The organism is Streptomyces sp. TRD_SC_5, from assembly GCF_056836825.1.
Genome location: NZ_JBWZZS010000001.1, coordinates 2980278 through 2995231, shown reverse-complemented (window position 1 = coordinate 2995231; position 14954 = coordinate 2980278). Strand labels below are relative to the sequence as shown.

12 protein-coding genes and 2 pseudogenes are annotated in these 14954 nt (G+C 70.4%); 9 read left to right on the top strand and 5 right to left on the bottom strand.

What is annotated here, in order from left to right; all coding sequences use genetic code 11:
• The first annotated feature begins 107 nt into the window (after nt 1-107).
• Together recQ and AC1P0E_RS13810 are read left to right on the top strand one after the other, a co-directional pair.
• Nucleotides 108-2192, top strand: coding sequence for a DNA helicase RecQ (gene recQ / locus AC1P0E_RS13815; RefSeq protein WP_482742455.1), 2085 nt, complete (start codon nt 108-110; stop codon nt 2190-2192).
• A gap of 180 nt (nt 2193-2372) precedes the next feature.
• Nucleotides 2373-2969 carry a dihydrofolate reductase family protein gene (locus AC1P0E_RS13810; protein ID WP_482742454.1) on the top strand — a complete coding sequence of 199 codons (597 nt, stop codon included), beginning with the start codon at nt 2373-2375 and terminating at the stop codon, nt 2967-2969.
• Nucleotides 2970-3077: 108 nt separating this feature from the next.
• On the opposite strand, the gene fahA is transcribed toward AC1P0E_RS13810, so the two are convergent.
• A complete protein-coding gene (gene fahA, locus AC1P0E_RS13805; protein WP_482742453.1) occupies nt 3078-4304 on the bottom strand; it encodes a fumarylacetoacetase in 1227 nt (408 codons plus the stop codon).
• Between the two features lie 182 nt (nt 4305-4486).
• Nucleotides 4487-5413, bottom strand: a pseudogene (locus AC1P0E_RS13800) (CocE/NonD family hydrolase C-terminal non-catalytic domain-containing protein); the annotation flags it as partial.
• 325 nt (nt 5414-5738) lie between these two features.
• Between AC1P0E_RS13800 and AC1P0E_RS13795 the strand changes: the two are divergent.
• The 5 genes from AC1P0E_RS13795 to AC1P0E_RS13775 all read left to right on the top strand — a co-directional run bounded on the left by AC1P0E_RS13795 (nt 5739) and on the right by AC1P0E_RS13775 (nt 11194).
• Complete coding sequence (locus AC1P0E_RS13795) at nt 5739-6749, top strand: polyprenyl synthetase family protein (protein WP_482742452.1); 1011 nt, start codon at nt 5739-5741, stop codon at nt 6747-6749.
• A gap of 118 nt (nt 6750-6867) precedes the next feature.
• Nucleotides 6868-7824: a CHRD domain-containing protein gene (locus AC1P0E_RS13790; RefSeq protein ID WP_482742451.1), complete on the top strand. Its 957-nt coding sequence runs from the start codon at nt 6868-6870 to the stop codon at nt 7822-7824.
• 232 nt (nt 7825-8056) lie between these two features.
• Nucleotides 8057-9328 (top strand): LolA family protein, encoded by a 1272-nt coding sequence (locus AC1P0E_RS13785; protein ID WP_482742450.1) that lies wholly within the window; start codon nt 8057-8059, stop codon nt 9326-9328.
• A gap of 11 nt (nt 9329-9339) precedes the next feature.
• Entirely contained in the window at nt 9340-10305 is a 966-nt protein-coding gene (locus tag AC1P0E_RS13780; protein WP_482742449.1) for an ABC transporter ATP-binding protein, read from the top strand.
• Nucleotides 10292-11194: an ABC transporter permease gene (locus tag AC1P0E_RS13775; RefSeq protein WP_482742448.1), complete on the top strand. Its 903-nt coding sequence runs from the start codon at nt 10292-10294 to the stop codon at nt 11192-11194. Before AC1P0E_RS13780 ends, AC1P0E_RS13775 begins: the two co-directional genes overlap by 14 nt.
• A gap of 66 nt (nt 11195-11260) precedes the next feature.
• On the opposite strand, the gene AC1P0E_RS13770 is transcribed toward AC1P0E_RS13775, so the two are convergent.
• Nucleotides 11261-12607 (bottom strand): M28 family metallopeptidase, encoded by a 1347-nt coding sequence (locus AC1P0E_RS13770; RefSeq protein ID WP_482742447.1) that lies wholly within the window; start codon nt 12605-12607, stop codon nt 11261-11263.
• A gap of 247 nt (nt 12608-12854) precedes the next feature.
• Nucleotides 12855-13304 (bottom strand): VOC family protein, encoded by a 450-nt coding sequence (locus tag AC1P0E_RS13765; RefSeq protein WP_482742446.1) that lies wholly within the window; start codon nt 13302-13304, stop codon nt 12855-12857.
• A 25-nt stretch (nt 13305-13329) separates the two neighbouring features.
• On the opposite strand from AC1P0E_RS13765, the pseudogene AC1P0E_RS13760 reads away from it, so the two are divergent.
• Nucleotides 13330-13935 (top strand): annotated as a pseudogene (locus AC1P0E_RS13760) (CGNR zinc finger domain-containing protein); the annotation flags it as partial.
• 45 nt (nt 13936-13980) lie between these two features.
• Nucleotides 13981-14379: an SRPBCC family protein gene (locus tag AC1P0E_RS13755; protein WP_482745750.1), complete on the top strand. Its 399-nt coding sequence runs from the start codon at nt 13981-13983 to the stop codon at nt 14377-14379.
• Nucleotides 14380-14421: 42 nt separating this feature from the next.
• Here the strand turns inward: AC1P0E_RS13755 and AC1P0E_RS13750 are convergent, their stop codons facing one another.
• The gene (locus AC1P0E_RS13750) at nt 14422-14895 is read right to left on the bottom strand and encodes a winged helix-turn-helix transcriptional regulator (RefSeq protein WP_482742445.1); all 474 of its coding nucleotides are present in this window, start codon (nt 14893-14895) and stop codon (nt 14422-14424) included.
• Between the last annotated feature and the right edge of the window lie 59 nt (nt 14896-14954).

Genomic DNA, 14954 nt, shown 5'->3' with positions numbered 1-14954 from the left:
CCGGTGTCCCTCCTCGTAGGGGTGCCGGGCGGCAGCTTTTGGGTGGGGGTGTCAGTGGCTGCCCCTATCGTGGGGAGCCGGGCACGGTACGTACGGGGGACAGAGCGATGGACGGGACAGGTGGCATGGTCGAGGCGGTCGAGGTCGGTGCGGTGACGCGGAGCGACGCGCTGGAGACGCTGCACCGGGTCTTCGGGTACGACGCGTTCCGTGGCGAGCAGGCCGCGGTCATCGAGCATGTGGTGGCCGGCGGGGACGCGGTCGTACTGATGCCGACCGGCGGCGGAAAGTCGCTGTGCTACCAGATTCCGGCGCTGGTCCGGCCGGGTACGGGCATCGTGATCTCCCCGCTCATCGCGCTGATGCAGGACCAGGTCGACGCGTTGCGGGCGCTCGGCGTGCGGGCCGGGTTCATCAACTCGACGCAGGACTTCGGTGAGCGGCGCGCGATGGAGGCGGAGTTCCTGGCCGGGGAGCTGGATCTGCTCTACCTCGCGCCGGAGCGGCTGCGCCTGGACGCGACGCTCGACCTGCTGGGCCGGGCCAAGATTTCCGTCTTCGCGATCGACGAGGCGCACTGCGTCGCCCAGTGGGGCCACGACTTCCGCCCGGACTACCTGAACCTGTCCGTGCTGGGTCAGCGGTGGCCGGACGTACCGAGGATCGCGCTCACTGCGACCGCCACGGACGCCACCCACCGGGAGATCACCCAACGGCTCGGGATGCCGGAGGCCCGGCACTTCGTGGCGAGCTTCGACCGTCCCAACATCCAGTACCGGATCGTGGGGAAGTCGGACCCGAAGAAGCAGCTGCTGTCTTTCCTGCGCGAGGAGCACGCGGGGGACGCGGGCATCGTCTACTGCCTCTCGCGCAACTCCGTGGACAAGACGGCGGAGTTCCTCTGCCGGAACGGCATCGAGGCCGTGCCGTACCACGCCGGGCTCGACGGGGGGACACGTGCGGCGCACCAGTCCCGGTTCCTGCGGGAGGAGGGGCTGGTCGTCGTGGCGACCATCGCCTTCGGCATGGGCATCGACAAGCCGGACGTGCGTTTCGTCGCCCACCTGGACCTCCCGAAGTCGGTCGAGGGCTACTACCAGGAGACGGGCCGTGCCGGGCGCGACGGGATGCCGTCGACTGCGTGGATGGCGTACGGGCTCCAGGACGTGGTGCAGCAGCGGAAGATGATCCAGGGCGGGGAGGGCGACGAGGCGTTCCGGCGGCGTGCGGCGTCGCATCTGGACGCGATGCTGGCGCTCTGCGAGACCGCGCAGTGCCGGCGGGCGCAGTTGCTGGCGTACTTCGGGCAGGACCCTGCCGCGCCTTCCTGCGGCAATTGCGACACCTGCCTGACTCCGCCCGAGACGTGGGACGGGACGGTGCCGGCGCAGAAGGTCCTTTCGGCTGTGGTGCGGTTGCAGCGGGAGCGCAGGCAGAAGTTCGGGGCGGGGCAGATCATCGACATTCTGCTGGGCCGCAAGACCGCCAAGGTGATCCAGTTCGACCACGACCAGCTGTCGGTGTTCGGTATCGGCGAGGAGCTGGCGGAGGTGGAATGGCGGGGCGTGGTGCGGCAGCTGTTGGCGCAGGGCCTCCTGGCGGTCGAGGGGGAGTACGGCACGCTCGTGATGACGGAGGAGAGCGCCTCGGTGTTGAGCCGGGAGCGTGAGGTGCGGCTGCGCAAGGAGGCGAAGCCGGTGCCGGCTGCCCGGGCCGCGAAGGGCGAGCGGAAGGCGAAGGCGTCCGCCGCCAAGGCGGACCTGCCGGCGGAGGCGGCGCCGGTCTTCGAAGCGTTGCGGGCCTGGCGGGCGGAGCAGGCGCGGGAGCAGGGCGTACCGGCGTACGTCATCTTCCACGACGCGACGCTGCGGGAGATCGCGACGGTGCTGCCGGGGTCGGTCGCGGAGCTGGGTGGAATCGCCGGGCTCGGCGAGAAGAAGCTGGCCACGTACGGGGAGGGGGTGCTGGGGGTGCTCGCCTCGCTGGGCGCGGCGGCGGTTGCTCCGGCGGCGGCCCCGGTACCTCAGGCGGCGGCCCCGGTTCCTCAGGCTGGGGCGGTGGCTCAAGCTGCGCCGGTTGCCCTGGCGGAGCCGGTTGCCTCGGCGGTGCCGGTTGCGGACGTCGGCGCTGCGGAATGGGACTGGGACGCGGAGCCCGACTGGGACGAGCCGGAGCCGTCCGAGCCGGCGTAGGGCTTCTTGCCGCGCCGCGCCCCGCCCTTCCGCAACCGGGGCTCCGCCTTGGGCCCCGGCCCTCAAACGTGTGCGTGATTCACATCACCAGTGTGGTGGGCCGTGTCGGCACGATGATTTTCGCGCGGCGCGCCAGTCTCCATTGCCGTACACCTTGAGCGAGGAGAAGGAGCGAGTCCCATGCGCATCGTAATCAGTGAGTTCATCAGCCTGGACGGCGTCGTGCAGGCGCCGGGCGGACCCGGCGAGGACGAAGACGGGGGCTTTGCGCACGGCGGCTGGACGCACCCCTTCTTCGATCCGGAGGTGGTCGGCGGCGCCTTCGACGACGCGGTGGGCAGCGCAGGGGCGTTGCTGTTCGGGCGTCGCACCTGGAAGACGATGGCCGGGGCGTGGCCCGAGAGAGCCGGCGACCCGTTCGCCGACCGGATGAACGCCCTTCCGAAGTACGTCGTGTCCGAGACCCTGAGCGACTCCGAGCTGACGTGGGAGAACACCACGCGCATCCCCGGCGACAAGGCCCTCGCCGGCATCCGGGAGCTGCGCGAGAGCGACGGCGGTGACCTGTTGGTCATGGGGAGCCCCACGCTCGCGCGCACGCTCCTGCGCGAGGGTCTGGTCGACGAACTCCGGCTCATGATCATGCCGGTGCTGCTCGGCGGCGGAAAGACGATCTTCCCCGACGACGGTGGGCTGCGCACGCTCGAGCTGGTCTCCACCATCACCAGCGGTGCGGGTGTGCATGTGTGCACGTACCGGCCTGTCGCCGAGGGATAGGCCGGTAGGTCGGCCGGCCGGCCGGTGAACCGGTAGGCGTGTTCGGTGGGGTGGGGTGGGGAGGGGGCAGCCGCGCGCAGCGGCCCCGCCCCCGGTCAGGACCCCCTGTCAGGACGCCGGGGTGATCCGGCCCGTCACCTCGCCCAGGCCCACCCTTGTGCCGTGCGGGCCGGGAGCCCACGCCGTCATCGTCACCTCGTCGCCGTCCTCCAGGAACGTCCGCTTGCCCGTAGGGAGTTCGAGTGCATCGCGGCCGTTCCAGGTCAGTTCGAGGAGAGAGCCCCGCTGGTTCACCTCGGGGCCGCTGACCGTGCCGGAGCCGAAGAGGTCGCCCGTACGGAGCGACGCGCCGTTCGCCGTCATCTGGGCCAGCTGCTGCGCCGCCGTCCAGTACATCGTCGAGAAGGGCGGCGTGGAGACCACCTCGCCGTTGATCTTCACCTCGATGCGGACGTCGTAACCGCCGGGCTCCTCCTCGTTGGAGTCGTCGAGGTAGGGGAGGAGCGGGAAGTCCCGCACCGGCGGCGCCACATGGGCGGCGTCCAGGGCTTCGAGCGGGGTCACCCACGCCGACACGGACGTCGCGAAGGACTTGCCGAGGAAGGGGCCGAGGGGTACGTACTCCCACGCCTGGATGTCCCGCGCCGACCAGTCGTTGAGGAGGAACAGGCCGAAGACGTGCTCCCGGAAGTCGGTGAGTGGGACCGGTGCTCCGTGGGTGGAAGGGGTGCCGACGATGAAGCCGACCTCTGCCTCGATGTCCAGCTTGACCGAAGGGCCGAAGACCGGGGCCGGGTCCGCCGGGGCCTTGCGCTGGCCGCTGGGACGCACCACGTCCGTACCGGACACCACAACCGTGCCGGCCCGGCCGTGGTAACCGATCGGCAGGTGCTTCCAGTTGGGGGTCAGCGCGTCGCCGTCCGGGCGGAAGATCCTGCCGACGTTAGTGGCGTGGTGCTCGCTCGCGTAGAAGTCGACGTAGTCCGCCACGTCGTAGGGCAGGTGCAGCGTGACCGCCGTGACGGGGTGCAACAGGGGCTCTATGTCGGCGCGGTGCGCGGGGCTCGTCACCCACGCGGTGAGCGCCCGGCGTACGTCGCGCCACGCGGTACGCCCCGCCTTGAGCAGCGGGTTGAGGGTCGGCTGGGCGAGCAGCGCGGCGTACGGAGAGCCCAGGGCGAGCGCGGCCGCCCCCGCGTCCAGCACATGGCCGCCGATACGGACACCGACCCGGCGGCGCTCTGGCTCGTCCGCGGTGGAGAAGACGCCGTAGGGGAGGTTGTGCGGGCCGAAGAGGTCGCCTTCGGCCAGGTCGAGCGGGCTCTGCTCGGGCATCGGTGCTGCCTCGCTTTCCAGGTCGTGGAGGACAACACGTTACGTGGGTGTCGCCTGCGACGGCAGTGCCTGAAGAGTTCGTAATGCCCGAAAAGTGTGCGGTTTGAAGGCGTGGCGCCTGGCCGGTGGTGGCGTCGGAGGCGTTGTCGGCGGTCTCGCGCCCCCGAGCCCCGGCCGCGCCGTCAGCCGGACGTCCGAGGGAGCCGCTTCTCCCAGGTCCGGCGGAACACGATCTCGCCCGCCTCGCGGCACGTCACCTCGTTCGACGTGATGAAGTCCGCCGCGTCGCACGCGATTTCGGAGCGCGTCGTGATCTCCACGTCCCAGGGCATGTCGGGGCGGTGCAGCCGGATGCGCCAGTCCGAGTGCGTGCGGGCGCTCTGCGGGTCCGACTCGTTGATCGTGTACGTCTCCAGCGCGTCCTCGCTGAACTCCAGGCCGTCCGGATAGATCCGCGTCCCCCCGTACCGGGGATCGACCTCCATCCGCCACTCGCCGGCGGCGACATCGCGCACGATCAGTCGTTCCGGGCGCTGCTCGGGGTCCGGGGAGAAGGTGACGCCGAGCGGTTCCGACTGCTCCGGGGGCTCGAAACTGATCGCGTCCTGCGTACGGGCCCGCACCGGCAGTTCGAGCGCGCTGCCCGCCGGGTCGAGGGTGAAGCCCGCCGAGTCCGTGGCGGGCCAGATCCACGGCCAGTACGCCGACGAGACGGAGAGGCGGATGCGGTGGCCCGGCGCGAAGCTGTGGCCGATGCCGTTGAGCTGGAAAGTCACCTCCTCCGTCGCGCCCAGCGGCCAGGCGTCGGACCGGTCCCGGCCGCGCCGGGCCGAGAGGTTCAGGACGCCCCGCGTGACGAGGGTCGACGAGCCGTCCGGTGCCACGTCGCACAGACGCGCGATCGCCTGACCGAACGGCACCTCCATGCGCAGGCGCAGCCGGACCCCGGGGCGGCCCAGGATCTCGATCGGCGCGTCGTCGCCCACCGGGAACTCGAAGCTCGCCGACTTGGCGTCCTCGTCCCGCTGGTCCGGCGGCAGGTCCGCGTCGTTGCCGAACGGGAAGAAGCGGCCGGCGTCCATCCCGGTCCGCATGGGCGAGTCGACGACCAGACGGCGAGCCCGGCCGCCGACCATCCCAGACCAGTCGGCCGCCGCAGCTGTCCGAAGAAGGCATGGTCGTGATCGGGCGGCGGCTCGGCGGCCTCGTCGGGCCGGTCGGGCCCGTCGGGCTGGGGGTCGGAGACGGTGCGGGACAAAGGGCCTACTCCTGCTCGTATCAGGTGAGATAGAACATACCGGTGCCCATCGGACTGTGCTCGGGGCGACGGGAAGGCGCTCACTGTGATCGAAAGGCGACCGGATACGCTGACTTGAGTGAAGACAGCGACACATCGACAATCCGTGTGATCGTCAGCAGACAGGAGTGACCCTCGTGACCGTCGTCGGGCCGTTCGGACTGAGCGTGCGGGACCAGGCTCTTGAGACCGATGTCCAGACCGGATTGGCAGCGGTCGAGGAAGGGCTTCTCGACGCTACCAAGAGCGAGGTTCCCTTCATCACGGAGGCCGCCCAGCACCTGGTCCGGGCCGGAGGCAAGCGGTTCCGGCCGCTGCTGGTCATGCTGGCCGCGCAGTTCGGTGACCCCCACGCGCCGGGCATCGTGCCCTCCGCCGTGGTCGTCGAGCTGACGCATCTGGCGACGCTGTACCACGACGACGTGATGGACGAGGCGGATGTACGCCGCGGGGTCGCCAGCGCCAATACCCGCTGGGGCAACTCGGTCGCGGTCCTCACCGGCGACTTCCTCTTCGCGCGCGCTTCGCACATCCTGGCGGATCTCGGGCCCGAGGCCGTACGGATCCAGGCGGAGGCCTTCGAACGTCTCGTCACCGGCCAGATCCTGGAGACGGCCGGTCCGCGCGAGGGCCAGGAGCCCGTGGGGCACTACCTGGACGTCATCGCGGGCAAGACCGGCTCGCTGATCGCCGTCTCGGGGCGCTTCGGCGCGATGATGTCGGGCGCCGACGAGCGGGTCGTCGACATCCTCACCCAGTACGGCGAGCGCCTCGGCACCGCCTTCCAGCTGGCCGACGACGTACTCGACATCGCCAGCGACAGCCACGAGTCCGGCAAGACGCCCGGCACGGACCTGCGCGAGGGCATTCCCACGCTGCCGGTGCTGCTGCTGCGTGCGCAGGCCGCCGAGCACGGGCGGCCGGAAGACGTCGAGCTGTGCGAGCTGTTGGACGGGGACCTCACGGACGACGACCGGCTCGCCGAGGTACTGCGCCGGCTGCGCGCGCACCCGGCCCTGGAGCAGGCGCGGCGCGACACCATCCGGTACGCGGAGGAGGCCAGGGCCTCCCTGGCGCCGCTGCCCGAGTGCTACGCGAAGTCGGCTCTGGAGGAGCTGTGCGACGCGGTGGTGCACCGCGCGGGATAGTGCGGGGAGTGTGACTCAGGTCACATTGTCGCATTGAGTTCCGACCCGGATCCGCTCCGTATTCATGCCCGGAAGCCGACGCAGGGGGCGACGGCTCTGAAACGGGGAGATTCCGGGGATGAGCGGTATTACGAGCATTCGCGGTCGTAAGAGCGTCGTCGTCATCGCCATCGGCATCACCGCGGTCGCGGCAGCGGCGGGTGTCGCGCGAGCCGCAGGTCCGTCCGCTGCCGACAGCAAGAGTTCGTCATTCTTCGTGGCCGGCCTGAACGGTGCGAACGAGGTACCGGTCGAGGGCGGGCCCGCCGCCGGTGACCAGGACGGCGCCGCGCTGGAGTTCGTCAGGGTCGAGGGCCGCACCGTGTCGTTCGCCGTGAAGTGGCGCGGCACCGACAAGCCGACCGCGCTCCACATCCACCAGGGCGCCAAGGGCGTCAACGGCGGCATGAAGGTGGACTTCACCGGGCAGCTCGGCAAGAGCGGCGGCAAGGGCAAGGCGCGGACGGCGACCGGCTCGGTCGAGGTTCCGGACGCGGACGCGGCGGTACTCAAGGCGTTCACGTCGGACCCGACGGGCTTCTACGCCAACCTGCACACCGCCGAGTTCCCCGGCGGCGCGGTGCGCGGCCAGTTCCACAAGGTCACCAACGGCTTCGACTTCGACCGCGCGCTGAGCAGCTTCCAGGCGCCGGTCGTCAAGGGCGAGCAGATCTACGAGTGCAAGGAGGGGACGGACGGCAGGCGTTCGTTCCAGCAGCGTGACGTACGGGCCGTACTCGCCGGCGGCATCGCTCACTCCTTCGTACGGCCGAACTCCGGTACGCCGCAGTGGGTCGCTTACGACCGCAGCGCGGTCACCGGCTCGCTCATCGGCAAGAGCCCGAACGGCGCCGACAACATCCCGGAACTCGACCTGCGGGCCGAGCAGTCCGGCAAGAAGCACGGGCTGCTCGCGCGGACCACCGAGATCATGCGGCTGAACACGGTGGGCGGCGTGGCGCCGGCCGGCAGCTGCGAGGCGGGCACCCTGGTGAGCGTTCCGTACCGGGCGGACTACGTCTTCATCCAGCGGTAGCGACAACTGCATGCAAGGGGCAATCGGCGTCTTCGCTCTCTGGCGGGGGAGGCGCCGACGCCGTGTGTCATCCCCGAGCAGTACATGGAGTTGATCCCGGGGGCTGACGCTTCCTGCCCGCCGTTTTGGTCAGATTGGAACCACCACTCCCCACCAATTCGGGTGAGAATGGCGGCGCGGAGTGGACGAGTGCAACTGGACGACGGCCGCCAACCACGGAGGTAGGGCACACATGGCACCGAACGACAGCGCACAGACCACCGAGGGCAGGGACTTCGCCGCGGGCCGCCGCAAGGCCGCGCGCTACATCGTCCCGGTCGCGGTGGCGGGGGTGGCGGCGGCGACCATCGGGCTCGTCCCGGCGCTCGCCGACTCCGGCGACCCCGACCTGCCGAAGATCACTGCTCAGCAGCTGATCGAGAAGATCGCGGCGTCGGACACGCAGCAGCTCTCCGGCACCGTGAAGATCAACACCGACCTGGGCATTCCCTCGCTCGGCGGTATCGCGGGCAGTCTCGCGCCCAAGGGCGAGGGCGGCGGCGAGGGCTCGTCGGCCGACCCGCAGGCCAAGCTGATGGAACTCGCCTCCGGTACGCACACCCTGCGGGTCGCGGCCGACGGCCCGGACAAGCAGCGTGTGTCGATCCTGGGTGACGCGGCGGAGTACAGCCTGATCCACAACGCCGGCGAGGTCTGGGCGTACGACAGCTCCTCGAACGAGGCCTTCCACGCGGAGGCCCCTGCCGACGCCAAGGATTCGGGCAAGGATTCGGGCAAGCACTCCGGCAAGCACGAGAAGATGCCTGAAGGCGTCCCGACGACCCCTAAGGGTCTGGCGGAGGAAGCGCTGAAGGCCGCGGACGACACCACATCGGTGACCGTCGACGGTACGGCGCAGGTCGCGGGCCGGGACGCGTACCAGCTGCTCATCAAGCCCAAGCAGTCCGGTTCGACGATCGGGTCCATCAGGGTCGCGGTCGACGCCGAGAACGGCGTACCGCTCAAGTTCACGCTCACGCCGAGCAGCGGCGGCAAGGCCGCGATCGACGCGGGCTTCACGAAGGTCGACTTCGCGAAGCCGTCCGCGGACACCTTCAAGTTCAGCCCGCCCAAGGGCGCGAAGGTGACCGAGGCCGACGAGCCGAAGGCCCAGGAGAAGGACTTCAAGAAGGACTTCGGCAAGGACTTCGAGAAGGACTTCAAGGGCGAGGAGGACCTGAAGGACTTCGAGGGGCTCAACGTCATCGGCAAGGGCTGGACCTCGGTCGCCGAGATCTCGTCCCCCGGCGGCGAGGCCGGCTTCAAGGCGCCCGAGAAGGGCGACGTGCCCCCGGAGGCCGAGCAGTTCATGAACGCGCTGGGCGACAAGGTGTCCGGCGAGTTCGGGTCGGGCACGGTCTTCAAGACCCGTCTCGTCAACGCCCTGATGACGGACGACGGCAAGGTGTACGTCGGCGCGGTCACCAAGGACGCACTGGTCCAGGCCGCCAACGCGGCCAAGTAGGCAGAGCGGGAATGGAAGAGTTGTCCGCCGTGACCAGTGAGGCCGTGATCGACACACGGGGGCTCACGAAGCGTTTCCGCGGCGGGCAGCTCGCCGTCGACGGGCTCGATCTCAGTGTGCCCGTCGGCAGCGTCTTCGGCTTCCTGGGGCCCAACGGCTCGGGGAAGACGACCAGCATCCGGATGCTGATGGGGCTGATCGAGCCGACGTCCGGTACGGCGACGCTGCTCGGCCACCCCGTACCGCGCGCCGCCCGTACCGTGCTCCCCCAGGTGGGCGCGCTCATCGAGGGGCCCGCGCTGTACGGGTTCCTGTCGGGCCGCGACAACCTGATCCGTTACGACTCGGCCGACCCGGCGGCCGACCCGCGCACCCGCCGGGCGCGGGTCACGGAGGCGCTCGGCCGGGTGGGCCTCACGGCGGCGGCCGGCAAGAAGGCCAAGACGTACTCGCTGGGTATGAAGCAGCGGCTCGGGCTCGCGTCCGCGCTGCTGCAGCCGCGCAAGCTGCTCGTACTCGACGAGCCGACGAACGGTCTCGACCCGCAGGGCATGCGCGAGATCCGCTCGCTGGTACGGGAGCTGGCGGCGGACGGCACGACTGTCTTTCTCTCCTCACACCTGCTCGACGAGATCGAACAGGTGTGCACGCACGCGGCCGTGATGGCCCAGGGCCGGCTCATCGTCCAGGGCCCGGTCGCGGAACTGGCGGCCGGTGCGCGCGGGCGGCTCGCCGTCACCACCCCGGACGCGGCGGACGCGGCGCGGGTGCTCAAGGAGCTGGGCGTCACCGACCTGACGGTCGCAGAGGGCGGCCGGGTGACCGGAGAGCTGCCGCCGGGGGACGTGGACCTGGCGGACCTCAACACCGCGCTCGTGCGGGCCGATGTACGGGTGAGGTCCTTCGGCGTCGAACGGGCCTCGCTGGAGGACGCGTTCGTGGCGCTGACGGGGGAGGGCTTCGATGTCGCGGGCTGAAACGACGGTCCGGCCGAAGGCGGGCGTGCGGGCCCGCAGCCCGCTGTGGACCCTCGGCCTCTTCCGGTCCGAGCTGACCACCACCTTCCGGCGCTGGCGCACGCTCGCGCTGCTGGCGGTGCTGGCCGCCGTACCCGTACTCATCGGCATCGCCGTGAAGATCGAGACGGGCAACGGTTCGCCGGTCGGTGGCGGCGGCGGTGAAGGCGGCGGCGCGGGCCCGGCCTTCCTCGCGCAGATCACCAACAATGGTCTCTTTCTCGTCTTCGCGGCGCTCGCCGCGACGCTGCCGGTCTTCCTGCCGATGGCCGTCGGCGTCGTCGCGGGCGACGCGGTGGCGGGCGAGGCGAACGCCGGCACGCTGCGCTATCTGCTGGTCGCGCCGGCCGGACGTACCCGGCTGCTGCTCGCCAAGTACGCGACCACCATGGTCTTCTGCCTGGTCGCGACGCTGGTCGTGGCCGTGTCCGCGCTGGTCACCGGGGCCTTGCTCTTCCCCCTGGGCGAAGTCACGACGATCTCCGGTACGCGGATCGGCTTCGGGGAAGGGCTGGTACGGGCCTTGCTGATCGCGGTGATCGTGGCGGCCTCGCTGGTCGGGCTCGCGGCGATCGGACTGTTCGTCTCGACCCTCACCAACAGTGGCATCGCGGCGATGGCGGCGACGGTCGGACTGCTGATCACGGTGCAGATCCTGGACACCATCCCGCAGCTGGACGCGATCCACCCCTACCTCTTCCCGCACTACTGGCTGTCCTTCGCGGACGTGCTCCGCGAGCCGGTGTACTGGGACGAGGTGCTGGACAATCTCGGGCTTCAGGCGCTGTACGCGGCGGTGTTCGGCTCCGCGGCCTGGGCGCGCTTCACGACGAAGGACATCACGGCCTGAGAGGCGTGAGCGGCCTGAGACGGCCCGGCCCCCGCCGGGGCCGGGCCGTACAGGAAGAGAGCTGGATCAGAAGGTGAGCTTCCAGCTGTTGATGTAGCCGGTGTCCTGCGCCGCGATGTCCTGGACCCTGAGCTTCCAGGTGCCGTTCGCCGCCTCGCTCGACGCGTCCACCGTGTAGGTGGCGATCACGTTGTCGGCCGAGTCGCTGCTGCTGGAGTTCTTCAGCCGGTACGCCGTCCCGTCGGGCGCGAGCACGTCGACGACCAGGTCACCGCGCCAGGTGTGCCTGATGTCCACGCCCACCTTGAGCGCTGCCGGGGCGTTGCCCGTACGGCCCGAGACGGTGACGGAGGAGGTGACAGCCGCGCCGTTGTCCGGGACGGCGACATCGGCGGTGTTCTCGTACGCGTCGCCGGGCGGGACGACCGGCCCGCTGCCCAGCGTCCAGACGGCGTGGGCGATCGCGTCGCTGTTGCGGTCCAGGGCGGTGTCGTTGATGTTCGCCGTCGTGTCGCAGGACGAGTGGTAGCAGCGGTCGAAGGCGGTGCCCGCCGTGCCGCCCCACTTCTGGGCCTGGGCGCTCGACTTCGTACGGCTGGCGCCGGTGAACAGGCCGCCGACCGGTATGCCCACGTTCTTGAAGCTCGCGTGGTCGGAGCGGCCGTCGCCCTCGGTCTCTATCTCCGTCGGTACGCCCAGGCCCGCGTAGTAGTCCTTGAAGGTCTTCTCGATGGCCGGGTCGTCGTCGTAGACGAAGTAGCCGGGATTCGGCGAGCCGATCATGTCGAAGTTGAGGTAGCCGGAGAACTTCGAACGCTCGGTGCTGGGAAGGCTGTTGACGTACGCCTTCGAGCCGACGAGCCCGAGCTCCTCCGCGCCCCACCAGCCGAACCGCAGATGCTTTGTGGGCTTGAGCTGGGCGCGGGAGACGGCGAGCGCGGTCTCCAGGACGGCGGCCGACCCCGACCCGTTGTCGTTGATGCCGGCGCCCGAGGAGACGGAGTCGAGGTGTGCGCCGGCCATCAGGATCTGGTTCGCGTCGCCGCCCGGCCAGTCGGCGATCAGGTTGTAGCCGGTCGCGCCGCTGGAGGTGAACGTCGTGACGGAGGTGGTGAATCCGGCGCCGTCCAGCTTGGCCTTCAGGTAGTCGATGGAGGCCTTGTAACCGGGGCGGCCGTGCGCGCGGTTGCCGCCGTTGGAGTTGGCTATCGACTGGAGCTGGGTGAGGTGCGCCTTGACGTTGGCGAGGGGTATGTCGGGGGCGGCGAGCGCGGCTGCCGGGGCGGCGGGGGCGGTCGGGGCGGCGGACGCGGTGGGCGCGGTGGCGGCGACCAGGCCGGTGAGGGCGAGGGCGACGGCTGCGGCGGCCGTGCGTCTGGGAGTGGATATGCCAGAGAGGCTGGAGAGGTTCATGTGGGGGCTCCGGATTCCGTACGGGGACAGACGGAACGTGCGGGACGCCCCGTGTCGCAGGTGACGGCGCGGGGCGTTGGAGCTGGTGGCGCTGTTGGTTCATGGGCTGTGCGTGAGCTGTGCGTGCTGAATGTTCAGCGAGAGCTTGACTCTGCGTCAAGAGCGGAAACCGGTCAGCGGTGTTCGGATGCCGGACGGCCACGCGCGGCGGGCGAGCCCGCCGCGCGTGGCCGTGTGGACGCAGACCTCACTGGACGCAGAACTCGTTGCCCTCGGGGTCGGTCATGACCACCCACTCCCCGCCGGGCTCCTTGACGCGGTGGGCGACGGCCGCGCCCAGTGCCTCCAGGCGGACGACCTCGGCCTCCCGCGTCCCCGGCTCGCTGTGCACGTCGATGTGCAGCCGGTTCTTGACCGTCTTCGTCTCCGGTACGCGCTGGAAGAGGATCCGGCGGCCGAGCCCCGTCCCCGTGTCCTTGTCGTACGGATCGTCCGGATGCCGGACGGCGACCAGATCCCGCCATGCCCGGCGACCGTGGGACTCCACGGTCAACTCCGGAGGTGCGGCGCCGAAGCCGATGAGGCGCTCGATGAGGGCGCTGTTGTCCTCCACCTCGTAGCCGAGGGTGGCGGCCCAGAAGTCGGCCTGGGGGTGTGGGTCGTTGGCGTCGACGACAAGCTTCCAGTGCAGTGTCATGGTAACCAGTTATAGTGGTTACGTGATGCAGCTCGCAACGGAATCGCCCGGCCTGACCCTGCGTACGCCGGAGGGCCGTCCGTACCTCTTCGACCCGGGCGCCCTGTGCCTTGAGCTGCTGACGACCGGCGGCCCCGGGCTGCTCGCCCGCTACGAGGTGCTGCACGAGCCCGCCGATCTGGTGCGCTGGGCGGAGCGGAGCCGGCTGCCGGCCGGTCTCGGCCCGGCCGTGAGCGCGAGCGAGCTGTCGGACGCGCGCACCCTGCGCGACGCGCTGCACCGGCTCGCGGCCGACCGGGCCCACGGCCGCGCCCTGGCCGCCTCCGACCTCGACGTGGTCAACGAGCGAGCGGCGCGGGAGCCGCTGGTCACCCGTATCGACATAGGTACGGGTGTGAGCGCCGTACGCGCGTGGGCGCCGGGCGCCACCGGGGCTCAGCTGCTGTCGACGGTGGCCCGCGACGCGATCGACCTGTTCACCGGGCCGTACGCCCACCGCATCCGCGAGTGCGGCTCGCACGACTGCTACCTGCTGTTCGTCGACACCTCGCGCCCCGGCCGTCGCCGCTGGTGCGCGATGGAACGCTGCGGCAACCGGAGCAAGGCGCGCGCCCACCGGGCCCGCCAGGCCGGGAACGGGAACGAGAACGGGAACGGGGACGAAGGAGGAAGGCTCATGCCCACTGGACTCACTCAGGACTCGGGCTGGGAGATCGGAGTTTCCAGGACGCTGCCCCACCCGCCCGCCGCCGTATGGGAGTTCATCGCGAGCCCCGAGGGCTTCGCGCTCTGGCTCGGCGCGGGCGCGGAGCCGGCCCCCGAGAAGGGTGCTTCGTACCGTACGGCCGACGGCATCACGGGCGAGGTGCGCAGCTACCGGCCGGGCGACCGTATCCGCCTCACCTACGGGACCACGACCGTGCAGGTCGCGGTCTCCGCCTCCGCGGGGAGCGCCGAGAAGGCCGTACTCCACTTCCATCAGGAGCATCTGGCCGACGCCGAGGAGCGCGAGGCAAGGCGCGCGCACTGGCGGACGGTGATGGACGCGGTCGCCACCGCCCTGGGGGACGGCTGACAGGCGGCGACCGAGCCGTGGTCAGTGCCCGGTGAAACCGAGTCAGCGGGCGGCGGGGATGGCGGGCGTGGCTTCCCCTTCGGCCGCCGTACGGGCGTCGTAGTCGGCGCGCGCTGCCGCGATCTCGTTCTGGTGCTTCTCGGTCCATGTGACGAGTGAGCGGATCGTCGTGTGCAACGTCGCCCCGAGCGGCGTGAGTTCGTACTCCACGCGTGGCGGCACCACCGGATGGACGGTCCGCTTGACGAGCCCGTCGCGCTCCAGCTGACGCAAAGTCACCGTCAGCATCCGCTGACTGATGCCGTCGATCTTGCGCCGCAGCTCGGTGAAGCGCAGCACGTGGCTGTCGAGCAGCGCGATGACCAGCAGCGACCACTTGTCGGCGACGCGGTCGAGGATCTGGCGGACCTCGCAGTCCTCGCGCGTGTCCCACTGGAAGGGGTCGGTGTCTCCGTACGCCCCCTGGGAGTCGGTGACTTCGCAGTTACTCGGTGACCTCAAAGTGCCTTCTTCCATAGGTCGTGATGCTGCCGCAGGATGCCAGTGGTTACAAGAGGGAACCGACCGGCATCCCG

Bases quoted from the DNA above. Each gene is read 5' to 3' on its own strand.
- AC1P0E_RS13750 (WP_482742445.1), bottom strand. From the start codon at position 14,895: ATGGAAGAAGGCACTTTGAGGTCACCGAGTAACTGCGAAGTCACCGAC.
- fahA (WP_482742453.1), bottom strand. From the start codon at position 4,304: ATGCCCGAGCAGAGCCCGCTCGACCTGGCCGAAGGCGACCTCTTCGGC.
- AC1P0E_RS13785 (WP_482742450.1), top strand. From the start codon at position 8,057: ATGGCACCGAACGACAGCGCACAGACCACCGAGGGCAGGGACTTCGCC.
- AC1P0E_RS13765 (WP_482742446.1), bottom strand. From the start codon at position 13,304: ATGACACTGCACTGGAAGCTTGTCGTCGACGCCAACGACCCACACCCC.
- AC1P0E_RS13810 (WP_482742454.1), top strand. From the start codon at position 2,373: ATGCGCATCGTAATCAGTGAGTTCATCAGCCTGGACGGCGTCGTGCAG.
- recQ (WP_482742455.1), top strand. From the start codon at position 108: ATGGACGGGACAGGTGGCATGGTCGAGGCGGTCGAGGTCGGTGCGGTG.
- AC1P0E_RS13780 (WP_482742449.1), top strand. From the start codon at position 9,340: ATGGAAGAGTTGTCCGCCGTGACCAGTGAGGCCGTGATCGACACACGG.
- AC1P0E_RS13770 (WP_482742447.1), bottom strand. From the start codon at position 12,607: ATGAACCTCTCCAGCCTCTCTGGCATATCCACTCCCAGACGCACGGCC.
- AC1P0E_RS13775 (WP_482742448.1), top strand. From the start codon at position 10,292: ATGTCGCGGGCTGAAACGACGGTCCGGCCGAAGGCGGGCGTGCGGGCC.
- AC1P0E_RS13755 (WP_482745750.1), top strand. From the start codon at position 13,981: ATGCCCACTGGACTCACTCAGGACTCGGGCTGGGAGATCGGAGTTTCC.
- AC1P0E_RS13790 (WP_482742451.1), top strand. From the start codon at position 6,868: ATGAGCGGTATTACGAGCATTCGCGGTCGTAAGAGCGTCGTCGTCATC.